Genomic DNA, 17135 nt, shown 5'->3' on the forward strand with positions numbered 1-17135 from the left:
GCCCGGCTTTCATGAGAGACAACAAAGAAGAGCCCCGACGCGGAACCCCTGATTTTCAGCTTCTCGTACTGACGCTGCTTATGGTGGGGTTCGGGATTGTGATGGTGTTCAGTTCCAGCTCCAGCATCGCCATGGTCAACAAAAATTTCGGCTACGATCCGATGTATTTTACCAAACGCCAAATTATCTTCGCCTTTGCCGGCCTGATCGGCATGTTCATAGCGATGAACATTCCCTATGAGAAATATAAGAAACTGTTTGTACCGGTTTTTATATTCGCCATTGCTCTCTTGATGATCGTTCCGTTCTCCGGCGGCATCAACGGGGCCAGCAGTTGGCTGAACGTCGGCTCGCTCGGGATTCAGCCCACGGAGTTGGCCAAGGTGACGACCATTATGTATTTGTCCGCCCTTATTTCCAAGAAAGGCGAACGTTTTCGGGATCTCCGCACCGGCTACATTCCGGTCATGGTTATCGTGGGCTTTGTAGCCGGTCTGGTCATGCTTCAGCCTGACCTGGGTTCCTGTATGATTCTCGTCGCCACGGCGGGCCTGATCATCTTTGCGGGCGGCGCCAATCTGAAGCATATTATGGGCTCCATCGCGCTATTGGTTCTGGGGGCGAGCATCGTGATGGGGGTCGGAGCGCTTTGGGACAAGATTAGCCCAAGCGACACCGCGGCCGCGGGGAGCGACTACAAGATGGGACGGATTCAGGCTTATCTGAATCCGTGGGCAGATCCGCAGCATACCGGATATAATCTTATTCAATCCCTGACGGCTATCGGACATGCCGGCGTCACCGGCACCGGTTTTGGACAAGGCATTCAGAAGCTGCATTATCTTCCGAACGCCTATAACGACTTTATCTTCTCCGTCATCGGAGAAGAGTTCGGCTTTCTGGGGACGTTGATTTTCCTGCTGTTTTACATTTACTTTATTTGGAGGGGGCTGCTCGTCTCCCTTCGCTGCCAGAGCGCCTTCGGAACTTTGATGGGCGTGGGAATCATGGGCCTGATCGCGATTCAGGCTTTCGTCAACATCGGCGGCGTCACCCGTACGATTCCGGTCACGGGCGTCACGCTCCCGTTCATCAGTTATGGGGGTTCCTCTCTGCTCGTGATGATGGTAGCCATGGGCATCGTTTTGAGCATTTCCCGCCAATCCGCCCTTCCGGCCAAACAGGAGCGCACGAAATCCGTGGTCACGAAGGAATCGGCTAGTTATGATTGGAGCCATCGCAGACGGCGTCAAGGCTAACGAACATACGCGACAAAAAAAGACTTCAGGAATTTTCCTGGAGTCTTTTGATTTTGCAGTGAAAAAATGCCGCAGGATCTTCTCCGCTCGTGTTGTTAGACCTCGTCGTCTTTAAAGGCGACGCCTTCCACCTTCACGTTTACTTCCACCACTTTCAATCCCGTCATGTTCTCAACGGCTTCACGGACATTCTGCTGCAACATCCGGCAGACTTCGTGGATCGGAGTCTCATAAAGCACGATGATTCGCAGATCGATCGCCGCTTCCAGTTGACCGACTTCTACGGTGACGCCTTTTTGCACATTTTTACCGCTTAGCCGCTTGGCCCATCCTTCGGACAGCCCGCCGGACATCGCCGCAATACCGGGGGTTTCCAGGGCCGCCATTCCCGCGATTTTGGAAACTACATCATCAGAAACCCGAATAACCCCCAAATCCAGTTGCAATTGCTCGGTCATGGTATATCCTCCTTCAAACCTCATTATTACCCATTGTAATTGCTAATTTCTTATTAAGCAAATATGGACCAATTTTCGCGTTTCGTTTATAATCATCACGTTATTGGTTATATTGAACTTGAAGTGTAGTTATTTCCTACACAAGCCGGTCTACTGCCAATGCAAAATAAAACAACAGGGGTGTAAAAATGAAGAAATATTTGTCTCCAGGTTTACTCATTCTTTTCTTCGTACTCAGCGCCATCGGTCATTACGCCCACTGGCCCGCCACTTTGGAATTCTTTATCGCCGCGATCGCGGTTATTTTTGTCGCGGGGTTTCTGGGAAAAGCGACGGAGAGCGTGGCCCATTATGCCGGACAGCGGCTGGGCGGCTTTCTGAATGCCACCTTCGGTAATGCGGCCGAACTGATTATCGCGATATTGCTGGTAAGGGAAGGCCTCTTTGATATGGTCAAGGCCAGCATCACCGGCTCGATTATCGGGAATCTGCTGCTCGTCCTCGGACTTAGTCTGTTCGCGGGCGGATTAAAGTTCAAGGTGCAGAAATACAACGTCACATTGGCCGGAATGAACGGCTCTCTAATGATCGTCGCCATTATCGCCTTGTTCGTGCCGGCCATATTCCTGAACACGCATGTGCTCCATGAGGAAGACCGGACCTCGCTAAGCCTTGTCGTTGCCGGAATTCTGATCGTGGCCTACCTGCTGTGGCTGGTGTTCTCCATGATCACGCATAAGAACTACTTAGCCGATGTGACGGAAAGCGCGGATCAGGAGCTCCCTCACGAACACGAACCCGCCTGGTCCAAGAAAAAATCGATTCTCTACTTGGTGGTTGCCACCGTCATGGTCGCCTTGGTTAGTGAATGGCTGGTACATACGCTGGATACGCTCACTTCACGCTTCGGGCTCAGCGAAATCTTCGTCGGCGCCTTCGTCGTTGCCATCGTGGGGAACGCTGCGGAACACAGCGCGGCTATCATGCTGGCGATGAAAAACAAAATCGGGGCCGCGGTGGAGATCGCCGTCGGCAGCAGCTTGCAGATCGCCCTCTTTGTCGCGCCGGTCCTCATCTTCGTCAGCCATTTGTTCGGCAGACCGATGGACATCGTGTTTACGGTGATCGAACTTGCGGCCATCGGGGTATCTGTCTTTATCGCCAAATCGATTACACAGGACGGTCAGACCAACTGGTACGAGGGGCTGCTTCTGCTGGCTGTTTATTTGATTCTCGGCGTGTCATTCTTTCTCGTCTAATAAAGACCGCAAAAAAAAGCGCATGGCCCTTTTGAAGGGTCATGCGCTTTGTGATTTAACCGCTGTATCAGGCTAAACTACTGCTGCCTATTGTTCATCGCTTCGTAAAGCGAAGCCAAGTTCCGCTCCAGCTTGCTCAGGATTTGTTTGCCTGTCGTTTCCTGAACGAGTCCGACGCGCACCGCATAATCGACTTGTCTGGAGAAACCGTACATCTGGGTATCCAATACTTCCTCATAGAGAGGGCAGTAACGTGTAGCCAGATTCTCCATCTGCACTTCGATCAGCTTTTCTATTTTATCGGCATCTTCTTTCAGAAGATTCAGCGCCTTGAGATTCAATTGCTCCTGCAAATCAGATGAAGTCATGTTCATCCCCCCTATGTCCTCCAAGTCTCCACACATTCATATTCTTAATATTAGACGAAATCGGGGGCCAATACAAGAACCTCGCCAAATAATCGCCGCCCGGGAACTCTTGACAATCGGCGCATGGACAAATAAAAAAAGCACTTCTGCCAAAGAAAGGCAGAAGTGCTTCTTAGACCCGCTTACTCGGCCACTACCTTCACGTCCAAACCGTGTTTCGCGAATACTTCCGATACCGCCTTCTTGGCTTCATCCGCGTCCGGCCCGTGAACATGCAGTTCATAGCTCTTGGTATTCACCAGGGTTGTGAAAAGACCCAGAATACTCTTAACATCGATATACTTGTTGTCTGCCTGCAGCACGATGGATGAAGTAAACTTCCCCGCCGTTTGAGCAATTTCCACAACTGCTTGATTATTTGTGGCCATAGCGATCCCTCCGTGTCAACTTTGAGATAAACATATTATCATGATACATTGAATCCGCTTTCCAGGCAAGGAATTTTCTCTTTATTTCAGGTTCTCCGGATTCAAGGCTTCGAGTTCCGGAATGACAAAGATTCCGTCTTTACGAATCAGGCGATCGTCAAAGTAAATTTCGCCGCCGCCGTACTCGGGACGTTGAATCAGGACGAGGTCCCAGTGGATCGACGAGCGGTTTCCGTTATCCGTGTCTTCATAGGCTTGCCCCGGGGTGAAGTGCAGGCTGCCCGCAATCTTCTCATCGAAAAGAATATCCTTCATCGGATGCAGGATGTACGGATTAAAGCCGATCGCGAATTCACCGATGTATCTGGCGCCTTCATCCGAATCGAGAATGTCGTTCAGCCGCTTCGTATCGTTGCTCGTTGCCTCTACAATCTTGCCGTTTTCAAAACGGAACTTGATGTTCTCGAACGTAACTCCGTTGTACAGGGTAGCCGCGTTATAGCTGATCGTCCCGTTGACGGAATCCCGTACGGGCGCGGTGTATACCTCGCCATCCGGAATGTTTTTCTGCCCGGAGCACTTTTCCGCCCCTATGCCTTTGATGGAGAACGTCAGATCCGTACCCGGTCCGGTGATGCGTACTTTGTCCGTGTTTTTCATCAATTCGGCAAGCGGGTCTTGGGCTTTATCCATTTTGGCGTAATCCAGATTGCACACGTCGAAATAGAAATCCTCAAAAGCTTCCGTGCTGACGTTGGCCAGTTGGGCCATGCTGGCGTTCGGATAGCGGAGTACGACCCATTTCGTATGCTTGACCCGCTGCTCGCTATGTACGGAATGTGAATACAGGGCATTGTACATCTTCATCTTGTCTTCCGGGACATCAGAAAGGTCGTTGACATTGGAACCGGCGCGGATACCGATATAGCAATCCATCAATTTCATCCGGGTCAGATCGTATTCCGCCCATGTCTTCATGCCTTCTTCGGTGGCGTATTTCAGTTGCGTGCGCTGAACGGTTTTGTCCGTAAGTTCTACAAACGCATGGCCGCCCTTTTTACCGATCTCCTCAATCACGGCTTTAAGCAGGTCGCGTTCTTCCCCGATCATTTCCACCAGTACGTTTTCCCCCGGCTGGACGTTTACCGAATAACCTACCAAATTCTGCGCCAGCTTCTGGATTCTTGGATCTCTCATTACAGCTTCATCCTCCTCAATGTAACGGGCTCCCATAAAGCCCGGCGGATTCAATACATGGATCCTAGTATATGTTGAACAATGGTTAATTCTTCTTACTTATTGTAGCACGGTGTTTGCCCGAAGTCAGCCTCGGGGGATTATCGGTAGTTTTCAAAGCGGTTATCCGTCAGCAGGATCTCCCTTTCTTTAAGCCCCAGCCTGTTCGGGTAAACCAATTCGGTTTCCGAGGTCAACCGGACCGGCAGCCCGTTATGACGATCGATGGTCAGGTGGAACACCGCCCTGGCTTCGGATTGATCGAGCATCGTCATCAACCGCTCTCTTCCGTTCATCCATTCCCGGTTCAGTTCGGCTTCCAGCCGGGCGCGGCGCCCCGATTCAACCTGGGTCAGGCGATCCTCCCAGCCTTTCTTCACCGCGTCCATCTCCCCCGCCAGCTTCGCTTTGAGCCGGGTTCTGGCCTCATCCGGGTCCAGCTCGATCCGCAACACTCTGGTCCCCCGGGCCGCTCCTGTTTCCGAGGTCATCACTTTCTGTGCCGACCGAATCTCTTCCAGCTGGTCCAACGGGTTCAACCGGGCGAGCCCTTGGATGACGGCATCGCCGCCTTTGGCCTCAAGACTCCAGTTCCCCCTCTTCCACAGCAGGTTCACTTGATAAGCCTTCGCCTTGGACTCCGCAGCCCGCGGCATCCGGCCTTTTCCTGCCCCCTCCGCCGGAACGGGAAGGACCGTGGATATTTGCAGACGGCGATGATCCCTTAATTGTCCCGAGTAAGCGAAGGACTCCGTCAGTTTGTTGTCCTCTCCGCGAAACAACGCCGCATCGCCCCGAAACGTAAGCGAGTCGCATCCGGCTAGACCCGACCAAGTGACACGGTACCATTGCTCGGGGGTTTTATTGTCACGAAAGCCGCAGGAAACCAACAAAAGAACGGCAAACAGCAGAGTTACGAAACTATAGTATACGGTTTTCATTTTACTCTTGCGCCCCTCTACTTCCGGCAGACAGGATGATCCGGAAAAACGTATTTACGCTGTAGCCTTTCCCGCCCGATAGAATCTATGCGCAAACAAAAAGAACGTCCCTTTAAAGACGTTCCCGCCATCACGCTGCTGTTTGCCTATTCCTCGGGGCTAAGGCCGATTTGCGTTTGATTCCGGCCATTCTTTTTCGCTTTGTAAAGCGCCATATCCGCCAGATAAAAAAGTGATTCGACGCTGATTTTATCACTCTCCCGGTTCCATTCCGCAATGCCGCAAGTAACGGTAACCCGGGGTTCACACTCCGCGGCCACCTGAAGACGAATCGTCTCGGCGATCTGGTATCCACTGCGAACGTCCGCCCCCGGCAAATAAATGGCGAGCTCTTCACCGCCCCAGCGGGCGGCGATATCCGTTTTGCGCACCGTACGCTGAATGATCGAACAAACCTGCTGCAAGATTTTATCCCCGGTCTGGTGGCCGTACGTATCGTTGACTTGCTTGAACAGATCGATATCCACAATGATGAGGGACCCGCCTTCATCCTGCTTCTGAAAATGCTGTATCCGGTCATCCAGATAGTGCCGGGCGTACAGCCCCGTAAGCATATCGTGATTGGCCATTCTCTGCACCTCGGCATGCAGGGATGCATTGGCAATCGCCAGACCGATGTGGGAGGACAGCACCTGCAAGAGCCTGTAATTCTCATACGAGAAAAAGCGTGCCTCCCGGTGGGCCAGCATAATCGCTCCCGTCACCTCTCCCCGCACCATCAGCGGAGCCACGATCAGCGAGTTGGAATCCGTCTCGTCCATCAGCTTGGAGCTGATCTTTCCGTAGGCCTTGTAATCGGACAAAATCACCGATTCCTTCGTTGTCAACACGAGACCGCTATAGCCGTAATTCTTGGGAAAAAACGATTTGGAGAGGGCCGGGACGTTACACGCCATAACTTCAAATACTTCCCCGCCCTTGTCCAGTTGAGTGATGCAGCAAAACTCCGCCCGGAAGATGGAAAGAAGCTCCTCGGTAGCGAATTTGAAAACTTCCTTCAGCCGTAAACTTTGATTCAGGCGCTTGGTCAATTCGTTAATAAGCCGGAGCTCGCTGACCAGAAGGTTCGACTGCTCATACAGCTTGGCGCTCTCAAAAGCGGACCCCGCGATATCCGCCAGCATACTGACCAATTGAAGGTCCACCTCTTCAACATCCCGGGGAGGCGTAACCAGGTGAAAAACGCCATAAACCCCCTGTTTGCCCACAAGCGGGACCGCGATTTCCAGGCAATCTTCCCCGTTGTCTTGACTTCCCCCCGAACGGAGCGTCACGCCCTCCATAAAGGCCCGGGCGCAGATGTTATCCCGGGTCTCCCGCAACTGCAGGGATTTAACCCGGGGATCCCGACTCAGGTAATCCTGGGACATCAGCAATTCGACTCGGGCTTCCGGAAACAGTCCGGCGATTCGGCCGAATACCTCGGTAAGCACGGAATCCACTTCTTTCTTATCGTGCAGTTCCTGAATGACCTGAAACAAAATGGACCTGCGATATTCTTCCCGCTTGGCCAGCCCTTGCACATGCAGCAAATCGGAGATAAACAGCGTCTCGAGCCCTTTATAGAAGCAGGTCTTGAAAAACTGGGCCGCCATCACGACCCAAGCTTCGGCGAAATCCGCCGCCGCCGCGCCATAAACCGTACATCCCAGTACGGCGAACAGCTCGTTCGTATGCCTGGTCAGCACCGGGGCCGCTATGCAGAAACCCTCCGGAAAGCGGGAGATTGCCACTTGAATTTCCCTTAGGCAACTTCGGGTCACCTCGTCGATCGATTGCTCCGTTTCAGGAATCCGGGAATCCCCGCTACGATTTACGAACTCCCCGGCCGAATCAGCAACAAACCATTCCACCCGGCAGGAAACCGGCGGCTGCGGCAGCTGGGAAGCCCAATCCCGGCAGGCATTCTCAAGCAATGCCATAATGTATGGGTAGTCATGGGTCGTAATATCCATCAATCCGAGCCAGTTAATAGGATCCTGATCTTCCTCGGGATTCCAACTCGGCAGAGTGTAGGTCGGTGTTGGCATGAACGCTTGCATCGAGTCGTCTCTAGTTTGTTTTGTCATGTAAAAGCTCCTTTTCGCCGCACCCAGCCCGCAGCGAGATAATTTAATCGAAGCCGTCTCACTCTGCCTTTAGTTACACGAGTATCATAGTAATATTTGTTCCGTTCCTTGTTTATATGTTTATTTTACTATCTTCGTAGCCGTTTTGCATTATAATTTACTTCATTTTCAAAGTAATATTAGGTCCAAAGGCCTATCGTCAAAATCCTTTATATTTAAACAAAATCCACCGCTTGACATTATCCGCCCGTTTCTTATAATATATATTGTTGATAAAGACTGGATAGAGTCTTTGATTAGGGGCGTAAATCATGCGAAGCACCCTCTCGGTTTTTGTTGCTGACAAGACAGCGGCTGAACTTTCTTGTCAGAGAGCGGATTATCTATCCTCCGCCCGCCCAAACAAAGCCCGCGCAAGTAGAACCCTACTTAAAATTTTATGATAAAAGGAGTCTACCTATACAATGGCACGTTACACTGGTCCTAAATTTAAACTCAGCCGCCGCCTTGGCATTTCCTTGAGCGGAACAGGCAAAGATTTGAAACGCCCTTTCCCTCCGGGACAACATGGCCCTAACCAACGGAGAAAGGTTTCCAACTACGGTATGCAGCTTTTGGAGAAGCAAAAACTGCGCCACATGTACGGTTTGGGAGAAAAGCAGTTCCGCACTTTGTTTGCCAAAGCGCAAAAAATGCCGGGTATTGCCGGTGAAAACTTCATGGCGTTGCTCGAAAGCCGCCTGGACAACCTGGTATACCGCCTTGGTTTCGCTAACTCCCGCGCGGGTTCCCGTCAATTGGTTTCCCACGGTCACATTACCGTAAACGGCAAGAAAGTGGACATCGCTTCCTACCGTGTAAGCATCGGCGATGTAATCAGCCTTCGCGAAAGAAGCCGCGGCTTGTCTTCCGTTAAGGAAGCTCTGGAGAACCGCACGCACCTTCCGGCTTACCTTGAATACAACGATACGGCTATGGAAGGCAAATACATTCGTTTGCCGGAACGTTCCGAGCTGTCGCAAGATATCGACGAGAAACAAATCGTCGAGTTCTACAACCGTTAAGATTTGCACAAAAAAACCGACCCAAGTCGCTCCGACTTGGGTCGGTTTTTTTGTGCAAATTTCTCTATCCCGCCACTCCAGCGATTAACGGGAATTTCTCCCGTTAATTTTGCTAATTTTACCCACTCGGCACGATTTAGCAGGATTTTCTCCAGCTAATTCTATGCCTGAGAGGCGATCAAAGCCTCGACTACGTAAATTAGCCGGAGGTTTTCCAGCTAATGCGAAATTCGAGCGGCGTATGACCGAATTAACGGGAGGTATTCCCGTTAGTCGTGCTATATTGAGTGTGCGAATCAATAGTTCAACTATACAGTGCTAACTGCAACAAAACGGAAAAGACCTGACCCGGACACTTATCCGGATCAGGCCAATCAGGCATTACAAATATATTTTTCGCAATTTATTTAACCAACAGCTTGGCGAATTTGCGTTTGCCGACCTGAATGACTTCTCCGCCGGACAGAGCGATCGCCGCGTTTACATCGGTCAGCTTCTCCTCATTGATTTTCACGGCGCCCTGCTGAATGCTCCGTTTCGCCTCTCCGTTGGATGAAGCGAATCCGATTAACGTCAACAGCTTGATCAGTTTGATCGTTCCGTCCTCCAGTTCAGCGGCAGACACCTCAATCTCCTCGATATCCTCAGGCAGCGCGCGCTGTTGGAATACAGTAACAAAATGCTCCTGCGCGGCTTCCGCGGCGCCTACGCCATGGTACATGCGGACGAGCGTATGCGCGAGCTTCATCTTTGCGTCGCGGGGATGAACCGTCCCCGATTTGACGCCCTCGCTCAACGTCTCCAGCTCCTCGTTCGTTAAATCCGTAACCAACTCGTAGTATTTGAGCATCAATTCATCCGGAACCGACATCGCTTTACCGTAGATTTCATTCGGCTCCTCATCGATGCCGATGTAGTTTCCGAGGCTCTTGCTCATCTTCTGCACGCCGTCAAGCCCTTCGATGAGCGGCGTCATGATGGTGACCTGCGGCTCCTGGCCGTATTCCTTCTGCAAGGTTCGGCCCATCAGCAGGTTAAACTTCTGATCCGTTCCGCCTAGCTCGATATCGGTGTGCAGAGCGACGGAGTCCATTCCCTGCATCAGCGGGTAGAAAAATTCGTGAATGCTGATCGGTTGACCGGTGGAATACCGTTTGGTGAAATCATCCCTTTCCAGCATCCGGGCCACCGTCACCTTCGCGGCCAGCTTGACCACATCCTCGAACGTCATCGGTGCCAGCCACTCCGAATTGAAGTGTACCTTGGTCTTCTCCGGATCCAGAATTTTAAAAATTTGCTGGCGGTACGTTTCGGCATTCCGCTGCACATCCTCTTCCGACAGCTGTTTCCGGGTTTCCGATTTCCCGGTCGGGTCTCCGATCCGGCCGGTAAAATCACCGATAATCAGTTGAACCTGATGTCCCAGCTCTTGGAATTGGCGCAGCTTTTGCATGACGACCGTGTGGCCGACATGGATATCCGGCGCGGAAGGATCCAGCCCCAGCTTCACTTTCAGCGGCGTTCCCGTAACCACCGATTTCATGATTTTCTTCTTTAATTCGTCCTCCGGTACGATTTCCACCACGCCGCGGGAGATCACCTTGAGCTGACGGTCGACCTCCGCTTGTTGAGCCTGTGTCAATTCTTCCCACTTCATTCTTTCATTCCTCCACATATGATTGTGATTTGATTTTTTTGTGCGCCGAAAACGACAAAAAAGCTCCTTCTCATCCCAAGGGACGAGAAGGAGCCGCTCGCGTTACCACCCTAATTAAAACCGTGCTTCGCCACCGCCGCCAATCGGGCGGGCATGTCGATGCCGCGGTTTTCACCTCATTTCCATAACGGTTTCCCGGTACCGGACTACTGACAGTGTGCGCGTGGCCCATGTGCGTTCCCCCGGACGGCTCCAGACGGTAATTCAAAGGAGATCCGCCCATTCGGTTCGCAGCGACCACCGATTCTCTGAGCGGCGGGATTCCGCCTTCTACTATGTCTATCCAAGCCTTTAGCGATATACAATTAGCTATTTTATATCACAGGTACATTTCCAAAGTCAAACGGAATAATATGCGAAAACCTTGGCGAATACCTGGCAAGTAGGGTGGAAAATCAACCAAATCCCCTTTTTTATGCTATAATGTTGCTGTTAAAAAGGAGGAGCATCCATGGTTCATGAGAACGAAAACAATTCCGGAAAGCTGCAGAGAAAAAACCGGAACAACAAGCCTTCCGCCAAGCCTGCTCCCAAACGCAAACGGGGACGCTGGGTATGGTCCACCCTCGGCTGGCTTGTGCTGCTCGGTTTTGCCGGAGCTTTGTTTGCCGGAGGGGTTGTATTCGGATACGTCTCCTCGATCGTCAAAGACGAGCCGGTGAGATCGCGTGCCGATATCGAGCAAAAAATCAACCATAACGACATAACCGGATTCGCCTACTTCCGGGACGGCCAGCCGATCGGCCAGCTCCGTTCGGAAGAAGACCGGCGGCCTGTCGCTTACCAGGAGATCCCTTCCTCCGTGATCGATGCGGTCATCGCCATTGAGGACAACCATTTTCAAGAACATAAGGGCATCGACTTTAAGGGAACCCTGCGGGCCGTGAAACAAAAACTGCTCAAGGAAGACATCCAGACCGGCGGCAGTACGCTGACCCAGCAGTTGGCGCGCCGCGTATTTTTGAATCTGGACCGGACGGATAACCGGAAGGTCAAGGAGATTTTGCTGGCTTTAAGACTGGAGCGTTTCCTCTCCAAAGAAGAGATCCTTACGGCGTATCTGAACAAGGTTCCTTTCGGCAACGGTTCGAACGGATATCAAGTCTATGGGATCAAAGCGGCGGCCAAGGGAATTTTCAACATTACCGACCTGAAAGATCTGAACATTGCGCAGGCCGCCTATTTGGCCGGGATGCCGCAGCGGCCATCGGCCTATTCGGCCTTCAACGGCAAGGGCGAGTTTAACGAGGAGAACTTTGACCGCGCGATAAAAAGACAACAGCTTGTGCTTCAGCGAATGCTGGAGGAGAACAAAATTACTCGAGCTCAATATGACGAGGCGCTGACGTTCGATATTAAGGCCTCTCTCGCGCCCAAGACGAAGAAGGCCTATGAAACCTTCCCTTACCTGATGCTTGAAACGGAGCGCCAGGGGGCGATTGTGGTCGCGATGATGAACAACCCGGGGATGTCCAAGGAGGAGATCGCCAAAAATCCGCAAATCCTCGAAGAAGCGCGGCAGGAACTGCTTACCGGCGGATACCGGGTATACACCACGATCGACAAGCAGGTATACAACTCCATGCACAAGGTTGCGGAGGATAAGGATAACTTTTCGCCATACAGCAAAACCAAAGGGTTGGAGCAGGTCGCCGGCATGATGATCGATAATCGCACCGGGGCGATTCTGGGCATGATTGAAGGCCGTGATTTTCACACGGAACAGATGAATTACGCCACGCAAATGGTGCGTCAACCCGGCTCGACGATGAAGCCGATCGCCGCCTACCTGCCGGCCATGGAGGCCGGATTGATTCAACCGGCCAGCATCATCGACGATTCGCCGGTGATTTTGCGGGACGGTTCGAAAGGCTATCATATCCCGGTCAACTCCGGCGGCGGCTATAAAGGACTCGTTACCGCCCGGACGGCGCTGAACGAATCCCGCAACATCCCTGCCCTGAAGGTGTTCAACGATGTAGTCGGCATCGATAAAGCCTGGGATTTCGCCAAAAAACTCGGCATTACGACGCTGGATGAGCGGGATTATACCGCGCAGACGGGAGTTCTCGGCGGTTTGCGATACGGGGTAACGGTCGAGGAACTTACGAACGCCTACAGCGCCATCGCCAATGGCGGAGAGTTCAACGACGCCTATATGATCGGCAAAATTGTGGATTCGCAAGGGCATATCGTTTACCAGGAGAAAGCCGAACCCAAGCGCGTTTTTTCCAAGCAAACCGCTTACCTGATGACGGATATGCTTAGAACGGTGATTACCAGCGGTACAGGTAAATCCATCAAAAGCGATTTCAAGAATTACAGAAAAATTCCGATCGTCGGCAAAACGGGAACGACACAAAACTACGCCGATGTCTGGTTTATGGGTTACACGCCGGACGTGACGCTCGGCATTTGGATCGGTTACAAAGAGCCTAAGAACACCCTGTCCGATGCCGGCAAATCGCGGGCCCGCTCCATCTGGGCCAAGGTGATGAACGAAGTCACCGAGCATGAGAAAGACCTGTTCGTCACACCGGAATTCACCAAACCGGACGGCATTGTCACCGCCACGGTATCCGGTTTCAGCGGCAAGCTGCCGACCAAGCTGACCCGGGAGGCCGGCAAGATGGTCACGGATATTTTCAATGCGAAATACGTCCCTAAAGAATCCGACGATGTCCTGGTCCGTATGAAATATATCACCTATAACGGAGTTAATTATATTCCGAAGTCCACCACACCTTCGGACATGGTCCGCGAGAAGGTAGTCATGAAGCGGGAGAAACCTATCAAAGAGTTGATCGACGACTTGCAGAAAGCATTCGGATCGATGCGGGGCGGTCACCGGTCGCTGAGCTACTATATTCCGAGGGACGCGGGCGAGGATGCGCCCACGAAGCAGGATCCCCGGACAGATGACGGGGCGCCGCCGACAGCGCCAAGCAATGTGGCGCTCCAGTCGGGAAGCGTGAGCTTCAGCAAAAGCACCCAGAAGGACGTAGTCGGCTACCGCTTGTACCAAGCCGTAAACGGAGGCACCTTCAAGTATACCGGGCAAGCCGCGTTGGCCGGGGAATCCACTTCGATCAGCGTGGGAGAAAAGGGCGGCTATTCCTATTACGTTACGGCGGTCGATGTGGCGGGCAAAGAATCCCAGCCTAGCGCCATCGTCGGAGCCAACCAGACGACTCCACCGGAGGAGAACGAAGGCGAACTCACCGATCCCGCCGGGGAAGCCGAGGAAGGGGACGGCACAGCGCCGGACCTCACGGTTGCTCCCAGCACGCCGGGTCAGGTTGAAACACATGTCAGCGACAAAGATGTAACGGTGAGCTGGGGAGCGAACGCTTCCGCGGAATTCGTATCCGGCTACAATATCTATGTCGCCGAAAACGCGAGCGGGCCGTTCAACAAGCTGGGCAGTACTTCAAGCACCCAGTTCAAGTTCAAGCATGAAGCCGTCAGCGGGTGGATTCAGATCACCGCGGTGAACGAGGTCGGTGAATCGACGCCTTCGGCCGCGGTTCAATACGGCAAGTAAACAAATAAACCTCCCCTCCGTCCATGGATTGCTCGTATCCATGGAACCGGAGAGGAGGTTTTCTTAATTAAGCGGCTCAATCCTCAATCGTGGACAAATCGCCTGCCGGCAGATTGAGCTCCCATGCCTTCAGGACGCGCCGCATAATTTTACCGGAACGGGTCTTCGGCAGTTTATCCTTAAACTCGATCTCCCGCGGGGCCGCGTGCGCCGACAAGCCTTCCTTCACGAACCGGGCGATCTCCGCTTTCAACTCCTCGGATGGCGTGTAACCCTCACGAAGCGAAATGAATGCCTTGATGATCTCGCCGCGCGTCGGATCGGGCTTGCCGATCACGCCGGCCTCGGCTACTGCGGGGTGTTCGACCAGCTTGCTCTCCACCTCGAAAGGCCCGATCCGTTCCCCGGAGGAATTGATGACGTCATCGATCCGCCCCTGGAACCAAAAGTATCCGTCCTCGTCCACATAGGCCGTATCACCGGAAATATACCAGCCGGGGATACGGAAATATTCCTCGTACTTCGGCGCGTTGTTCCAGATCAGCCGCATCATCGAAGGCCAAGGCGTCCGCACAGCCAAGTTCCCCATCCGGTTCGGCGGCAGAACTTTGCCGTTATCGTCAATGATGGCCGCCTCGATGCCGGGAACCGGTTTTCCCATCGACCCCGGCTTGATCGCCATCGACGGATAATTGCAGATCAATTGCCCCCCGGTCTCGGTCATCCACCACGTATCATGGATACGGTGTCCGTAAACCTTATGCCCCCAACGGACCACCTCGGGGTTGAGCGGTTCCCCGACGGACAAGATATGCCGCACACTGGAGAGGTCATACTGCTTGACGATATCCTCCCCGGCCCCCATCAGCATCCGGAATGCCGTCGGCGCGCTGTACCAAACTGTAACCTTGTTCTGCTGCAAGGTTTCGTACCAGTCGCCGGGGCTGAATCGTCCGCCGCGAACAACATTGGTTACGCCATGCAGCCAGGGGGCGAAGATGCCGTAGGATGTACCGGTGACCCAGCCGGGATCGGCCGTGCACCAGTACACATCATCCTGGCGAAGATCAAGGACGACCCTTCCCGTGTGGTAATGCTGCAGCATGGCGTTGTGGACATGATAGACGCCCTTGGGCTTTCCGGTCGATCCGGAAGTATAGTGCAAGATTAAACCATCCTCCCGATTGACCCACTCGATTTCCGTCTCCTCGGAGGCGGCTTCCATAGCCAGATGGTAATCTACAATCCCCTCTTGGGGAGCCACATCATCTCCTACCAGAAAAATCGTCTTCAGCAAGGGAAGCTCATCCCGCTTGACCCGGGGCAGTAGTGCTGGCGTGGTCACGAGCGCTGCCGCCCCGCTGTCCTCCAGACGGTCCTTGACGGCCGTCTCCATGAAAGCTTCGAATAGCGGGCCGACCACGGCGCCGATTTTAATAATGCCAAGAATACTGACATATAATTCCGGGCTGCGCGGCATAAATACAAATACACGGTCCCCTTTGGAAATCCCCTGGCCGCGGAGCACATTGGCGAACTGATTGGACTTGCGCTGCAGGTCCGCAAACGTATACGACTCGTTCCGTGTCGAATCGCTGAACAAAAGCGCAGGGCGGTCACCCTGGCCGGCATCGACATGCCGGTCAATCGCTTCATAGGCAAGATTGACCTTCCCGGTCACATACCAGGAGAACTGCTTCTCCACATCCTCCCAGTTGAAATTCGCATACGCCGCTTCATAATTACCCAAATTCGATGAAGGCGCGTCCGTCGAAATAATTTCACCTTGCAATTGGCTCATCGTTCCATCCTCCCTTGATCTTTGCAAAACATATAATAGAATAGATCAAACTCATGAAAACGGATACAAAGTTGATTGCGTAAGCAGGACAATTTTTGTTCGGGGAATTGGACAAATAGTTGAATCGAAATAATGTTACAAAAATCACGATGTCAAGTTATATTTATGAATAAATTATGTCGGAAATCATTATATCACACGTCTTTTCCCCCGGCTATACTTTTCAATTTTGCATTTTTCTGCTATATGTTAGGGGAACGAGCAAAGGAGGCGGCAATGATGGAACACCGAAAAACGTATATCCGCCATACCCTGCCCCAAACCGATCGTGAGCTCATTTTGGAAGGTCCTGTTACTCCTTCTCATTTAGCCTCGCTTCGGATGCACCCGGATCTCGACGCTTTCCGCCGTCCCGAAGAACAGCTGGAAGCGTTGATTGAGATTGCGGGACTGCCGGAAGGGCGGATTATTATCGCCCGGGACCAGGAGGTCATTATCGGCTATGTAACGTTCCATTATCCCGACGAGATGGAGCGATGGTCGCAAGGAAATATGCCCGATTTGATCGAGCTCGGGGCCATCGAGGTTTCCAATGAATACAGATCCCGCCGTATCGGGTCAAGTTTGATTCGTACCGCTTTTGAGGACGGTCAGATGGAGAAATACATCGTATTTACGACGGAGTACTATTGGCACTGGGATTTAAAAAGCAGCGGCCTTTCCGTCTGGGATTACCGTAAAATGATGGAGCGGCTGATGCAGACCGTCGATATGGTCTGGTATGCGACGGATGATCCGGAAATTTGCTCCCACCCCGCCAACTGCCTGATGGTCCGGATCGGCAAAGAAGTTCCGCTCGAATCGAAGGAACAGTTTGACCGGATTCGTTTCCAGCAGCGCTTCATGTATTAACCAAGACTTACGTGAAAGG

The 17135-nt window shown here is 52.6% G+C and carries 13 protein-coding genes; 5 read left to right on the forward strand and 8 right to left on the reverse strand.

What is annotated here, in order from left to right:
- Window positions 1-11: 11 nt before the first annotated feature.
- Complete coding sequence (gene ftsW / locus V4U88_RS03255; protein WP_334071789.1) at window positions 12-1259, forward strand: putative lipid II flippase FtsW; 1248 nt, start codon at window positions 12-14, stop codon at window positions 1257-1259.
- A 95-nt stretch (window positions 1260-1354) separates the two neighbouring features.
- Here ftsW and V4U88_RS03260 read toward each other — a convergent pair whose 3' ends face one another.
- A complete protein-coding gene (locus V4U88_RS03260) occupies window positions 1355-1717 on the reverse strand; it encodes an Asp23/Gls24 family envelope stress response protein (protein ID WP_334071790.1) in 363 nt (120 codons plus the stop codon).
- Between the two features lie 188 nt (window positions 1718-1905).
- Here V4U88_RS03260 and cax point away from each other — a divergent pair, with 188 nt between their 5' ends.
- On the forward strand, window positions 1906-2976 hold the full coding sequence (gene cax / locus V4U88_RS03265; RefSeq protein ID WP_334071791.1) for a calcium/proton exchanger: 1071 nt from the start codon (window positions 1906-1908) through the stop codon (window positions 2974-2976).
- A 77-nt stretch (window positions 2977-3053) separates the two neighbouring features.
- Here the strand turns inward: cax and V4U88_RS03270 are convergent, their stop codons facing one another.
- The 5 genes from V4U88_RS03270 to V4U88_RS03290 all read right to left on the reverse strand — a co-directional run bounded on the left by V4U88_RS03270 (window position 3054) and on the right by V4U88_RS03290 (window position 8078).
- On the reverse strand, window positions 3054-3344 hold the full coding sequence (locus tag V4U88_RS03270) for a YlaN family protein (RefSeq protein ID WP_334071792.1): 291 nt from the start codon (window positions 3342-3344) through the stop codon (window positions 3054-3056).
- Between the two features lie 182 nt (window positions 3345-3526).
- Window positions 3527-3772, reverse strand: a complete 246-nt coding sequence (locus tag V4U88_RS03275) for an HPr family phosphocarrier protein (RefSeq protein ID WP_148451691.1) — start codon at window positions 3770-3772, stop codon at window positions 3527-3529.
- 81 nt (window positions 3773-3853) lie between these two features.
- Window positions 3854-4969, reverse strand: a complete 1116-nt coding sequence (locus V4U88_RS03280; RefSeq protein ID WP_334071793.1) for an aminopeptidase — start codon at window positions 4967-4969, stop codon at window positions 3854-3856.
- Window positions 4970-5109: 140 nt separating this feature from the next.
- On the reverse strand, window positions 5110-5949 hold the full coding sequence (locus V4U88_RS03285) for a hypothetical protein (protein WP_334071794.1): 840 nt from the start codon (window positions 5947-5949) through the stop codon (window positions 5110-5112).
- Between the two features lie 146 nt (window positions 5950-6095).
- Window positions 6096-8078 (reverse strand): sensor domain-containing diguanylate cyclase, encoded by a 1983-nt coding sequence (locus V4U88_RS03290; protein ID WP_334071795.1) that lies wholly within the window; start codon window positions 8076-8078, stop codon window positions 6096-6098.
- A gap of 464 nt (window positions 8079-8542) precedes the next feature.
- On the opposite strand from V4U88_RS03290, the gene rpsD reads away from it, so the two are divergent.
- Entirely contained in the window at window positions 8543-9142 is a 600-nt protein-coding gene (gene rpsD / locus V4U88_RS03295; RefSeq protein ID WP_334071796.1) for a 30S ribosomal protein S4, read from the forward strand.
- Window positions 9143-9545: 403 nt separating this feature from the next.
- Here the strand turns inward: rpsD and tyrS are convergent, their stop codons facing one another.
- On the reverse strand, window positions 9546-10799 hold the full coding sequence (tyrS, locus tag V4U88_RS03300) for a tyrosine--tRNA ligase (protein WP_334071797.1): 1254 nt from the start codon (window positions 10797-10799) through the stop codon (window positions 9546-9548).
- A gap of 511 nt (window positions 10800-11310) precedes the next feature.
- Here tyrS and V4U88_RS03305 point away from each other — a divergent pair.
- Complete coding sequence (locus tag V4U88_RS03305) at window positions 11311-14403, forward strand: transglycosylase domain-containing protein (protein WP_334071798.1); 3093 nt, start codon at window positions 11311-11313, stop codon at window positions 14401-14403.
- Between the two features lie 76 nt (window positions 14404-14479).
- Here the strand turns inward: V4U88_RS03305 and acsA are convergent, their stop codons facing one another.
- Complete coding sequence (gene acsA, locus V4U88_RS03310) at window positions 14480-16204, reverse strand: acetate--CoA ligase (protein ID WP_334071799.1); 1725 nt, start codon at window positions 16202-16204, stop codon at window positions 14480-14482.
- A gap of 279 nt (window positions 16205-16483) precedes the next feature.
- Here acsA and V4U88_RS03315 point away from each other — a divergent pair, with 279 nt between their 5' ends.
- Window positions 16484-17116: a GNAT family N-acetyltransferase gene (locus V4U88_RS03315; RefSeq protein ID WP_334072060.1), complete on the forward strand. Its 633-nt coding sequence runs from the start codon at window positions 16484-16486 to the stop codon at window positions 17114-17116.
- Window positions 17117-17135: the final 19 nt, after the last annotated feature.

Origin of the sequence: Paenibacillus sp. A14 (assembly GCF_036864815.1) — a bacterium.
In the GTDB taxonomy this organism is placed as follows: domain Bacteria; phylum Bacillota; class Bacilli; order Paenibacillales; family Paenibacillaceae; genus Fontibacillus; species Fontibacillus sanfengchensis.

Coding starts and splice junctions, on each gene's coding strand:
- V4U88_RS03290 (WP_334071795.1), bottom strand. CDS start 8,078: ATGACAAAACAAACTAGAGACGACTCGATGCAAGCGTTCATGCCAACA.
- V4U88_RS03280 (WP_334071793.1), bottom strand. CDS start 4,969: ATGAGAGATCCAAGAATCCAGAAGCTGGCGCAGAATTTGGTAGGTTAT.
- rpsD (WP_334071796.1), top strand. CDS start 8,543: ATGGCACGTTACACTGGTCCTAAATTTAAACTCAGCCGCCGCCTTGGC.
- V4U88_RS03315 (WP_334072060.1), top strand. CDS start 16,484: ATGGAACACCGAAAAACGTATATCCGCCATACCCTGCCCCAAACCGAT.
- V4U88_RS03305 (WP_334071798.1), top strand. CDS start 11,311: ATGGTTCATGAGAACGAAAACAATTCCGGAAAGCTGCAGAGAAAAAAC.
- V4U88_RS03275 (WP_148451691.1), bottom strand. CDS start 3,772: ATGGCCACAAATAATCAAGCAGTTGTGGAAATTGCTCAAACGGCGGGG.
- tyrS (WP_334071797.1), bottom strand. CDS start 10,799: ATGAAGTGGGAAGAATTGACACAGGCTCAACAAGCGGAGGTCGACCGT.
- V4U88_RS03260 (WP_334071790.1), bottom strand. CDS start 1,717: ATGACCGAGCAATTGCAACTGGATTTGGGGGTTATTCGGGTTTCTGAT.
- acsA (WP_334071799.1), bottom strand. CDS start 16,204: ATGAGCCAATTGCAAGGTGAAATTATTTCGACGGACGCGCCTTCATCG.
- V4U88_RS03285 (WP_334071794.1), bottom strand. CDS start 5,949: ATGAAAACCGTATACTATAGTTTCGTAACTCTGCTGTTTGCCGTTCTT.
- V4U88_RS03270 (WP_334071792.1), bottom strand. CDS start 3,344: ATGACTTCATCTGATTTGCAGGAGCAATTGAATCTCAAGGCGCTGAAT.
- ftsW (WP_334071789.1), top strand. CDS start 12: ATGAGAGACAACAAAGAAGAGCCCCGACGCGGAACCCCTGATTTTCAG.
- cax (WP_334071791.1), top strand. CDS start 1,906: ATGAAGAAATATTTGTCTCCAGGTTTACTCATTCTTTTCTTCGTACTC.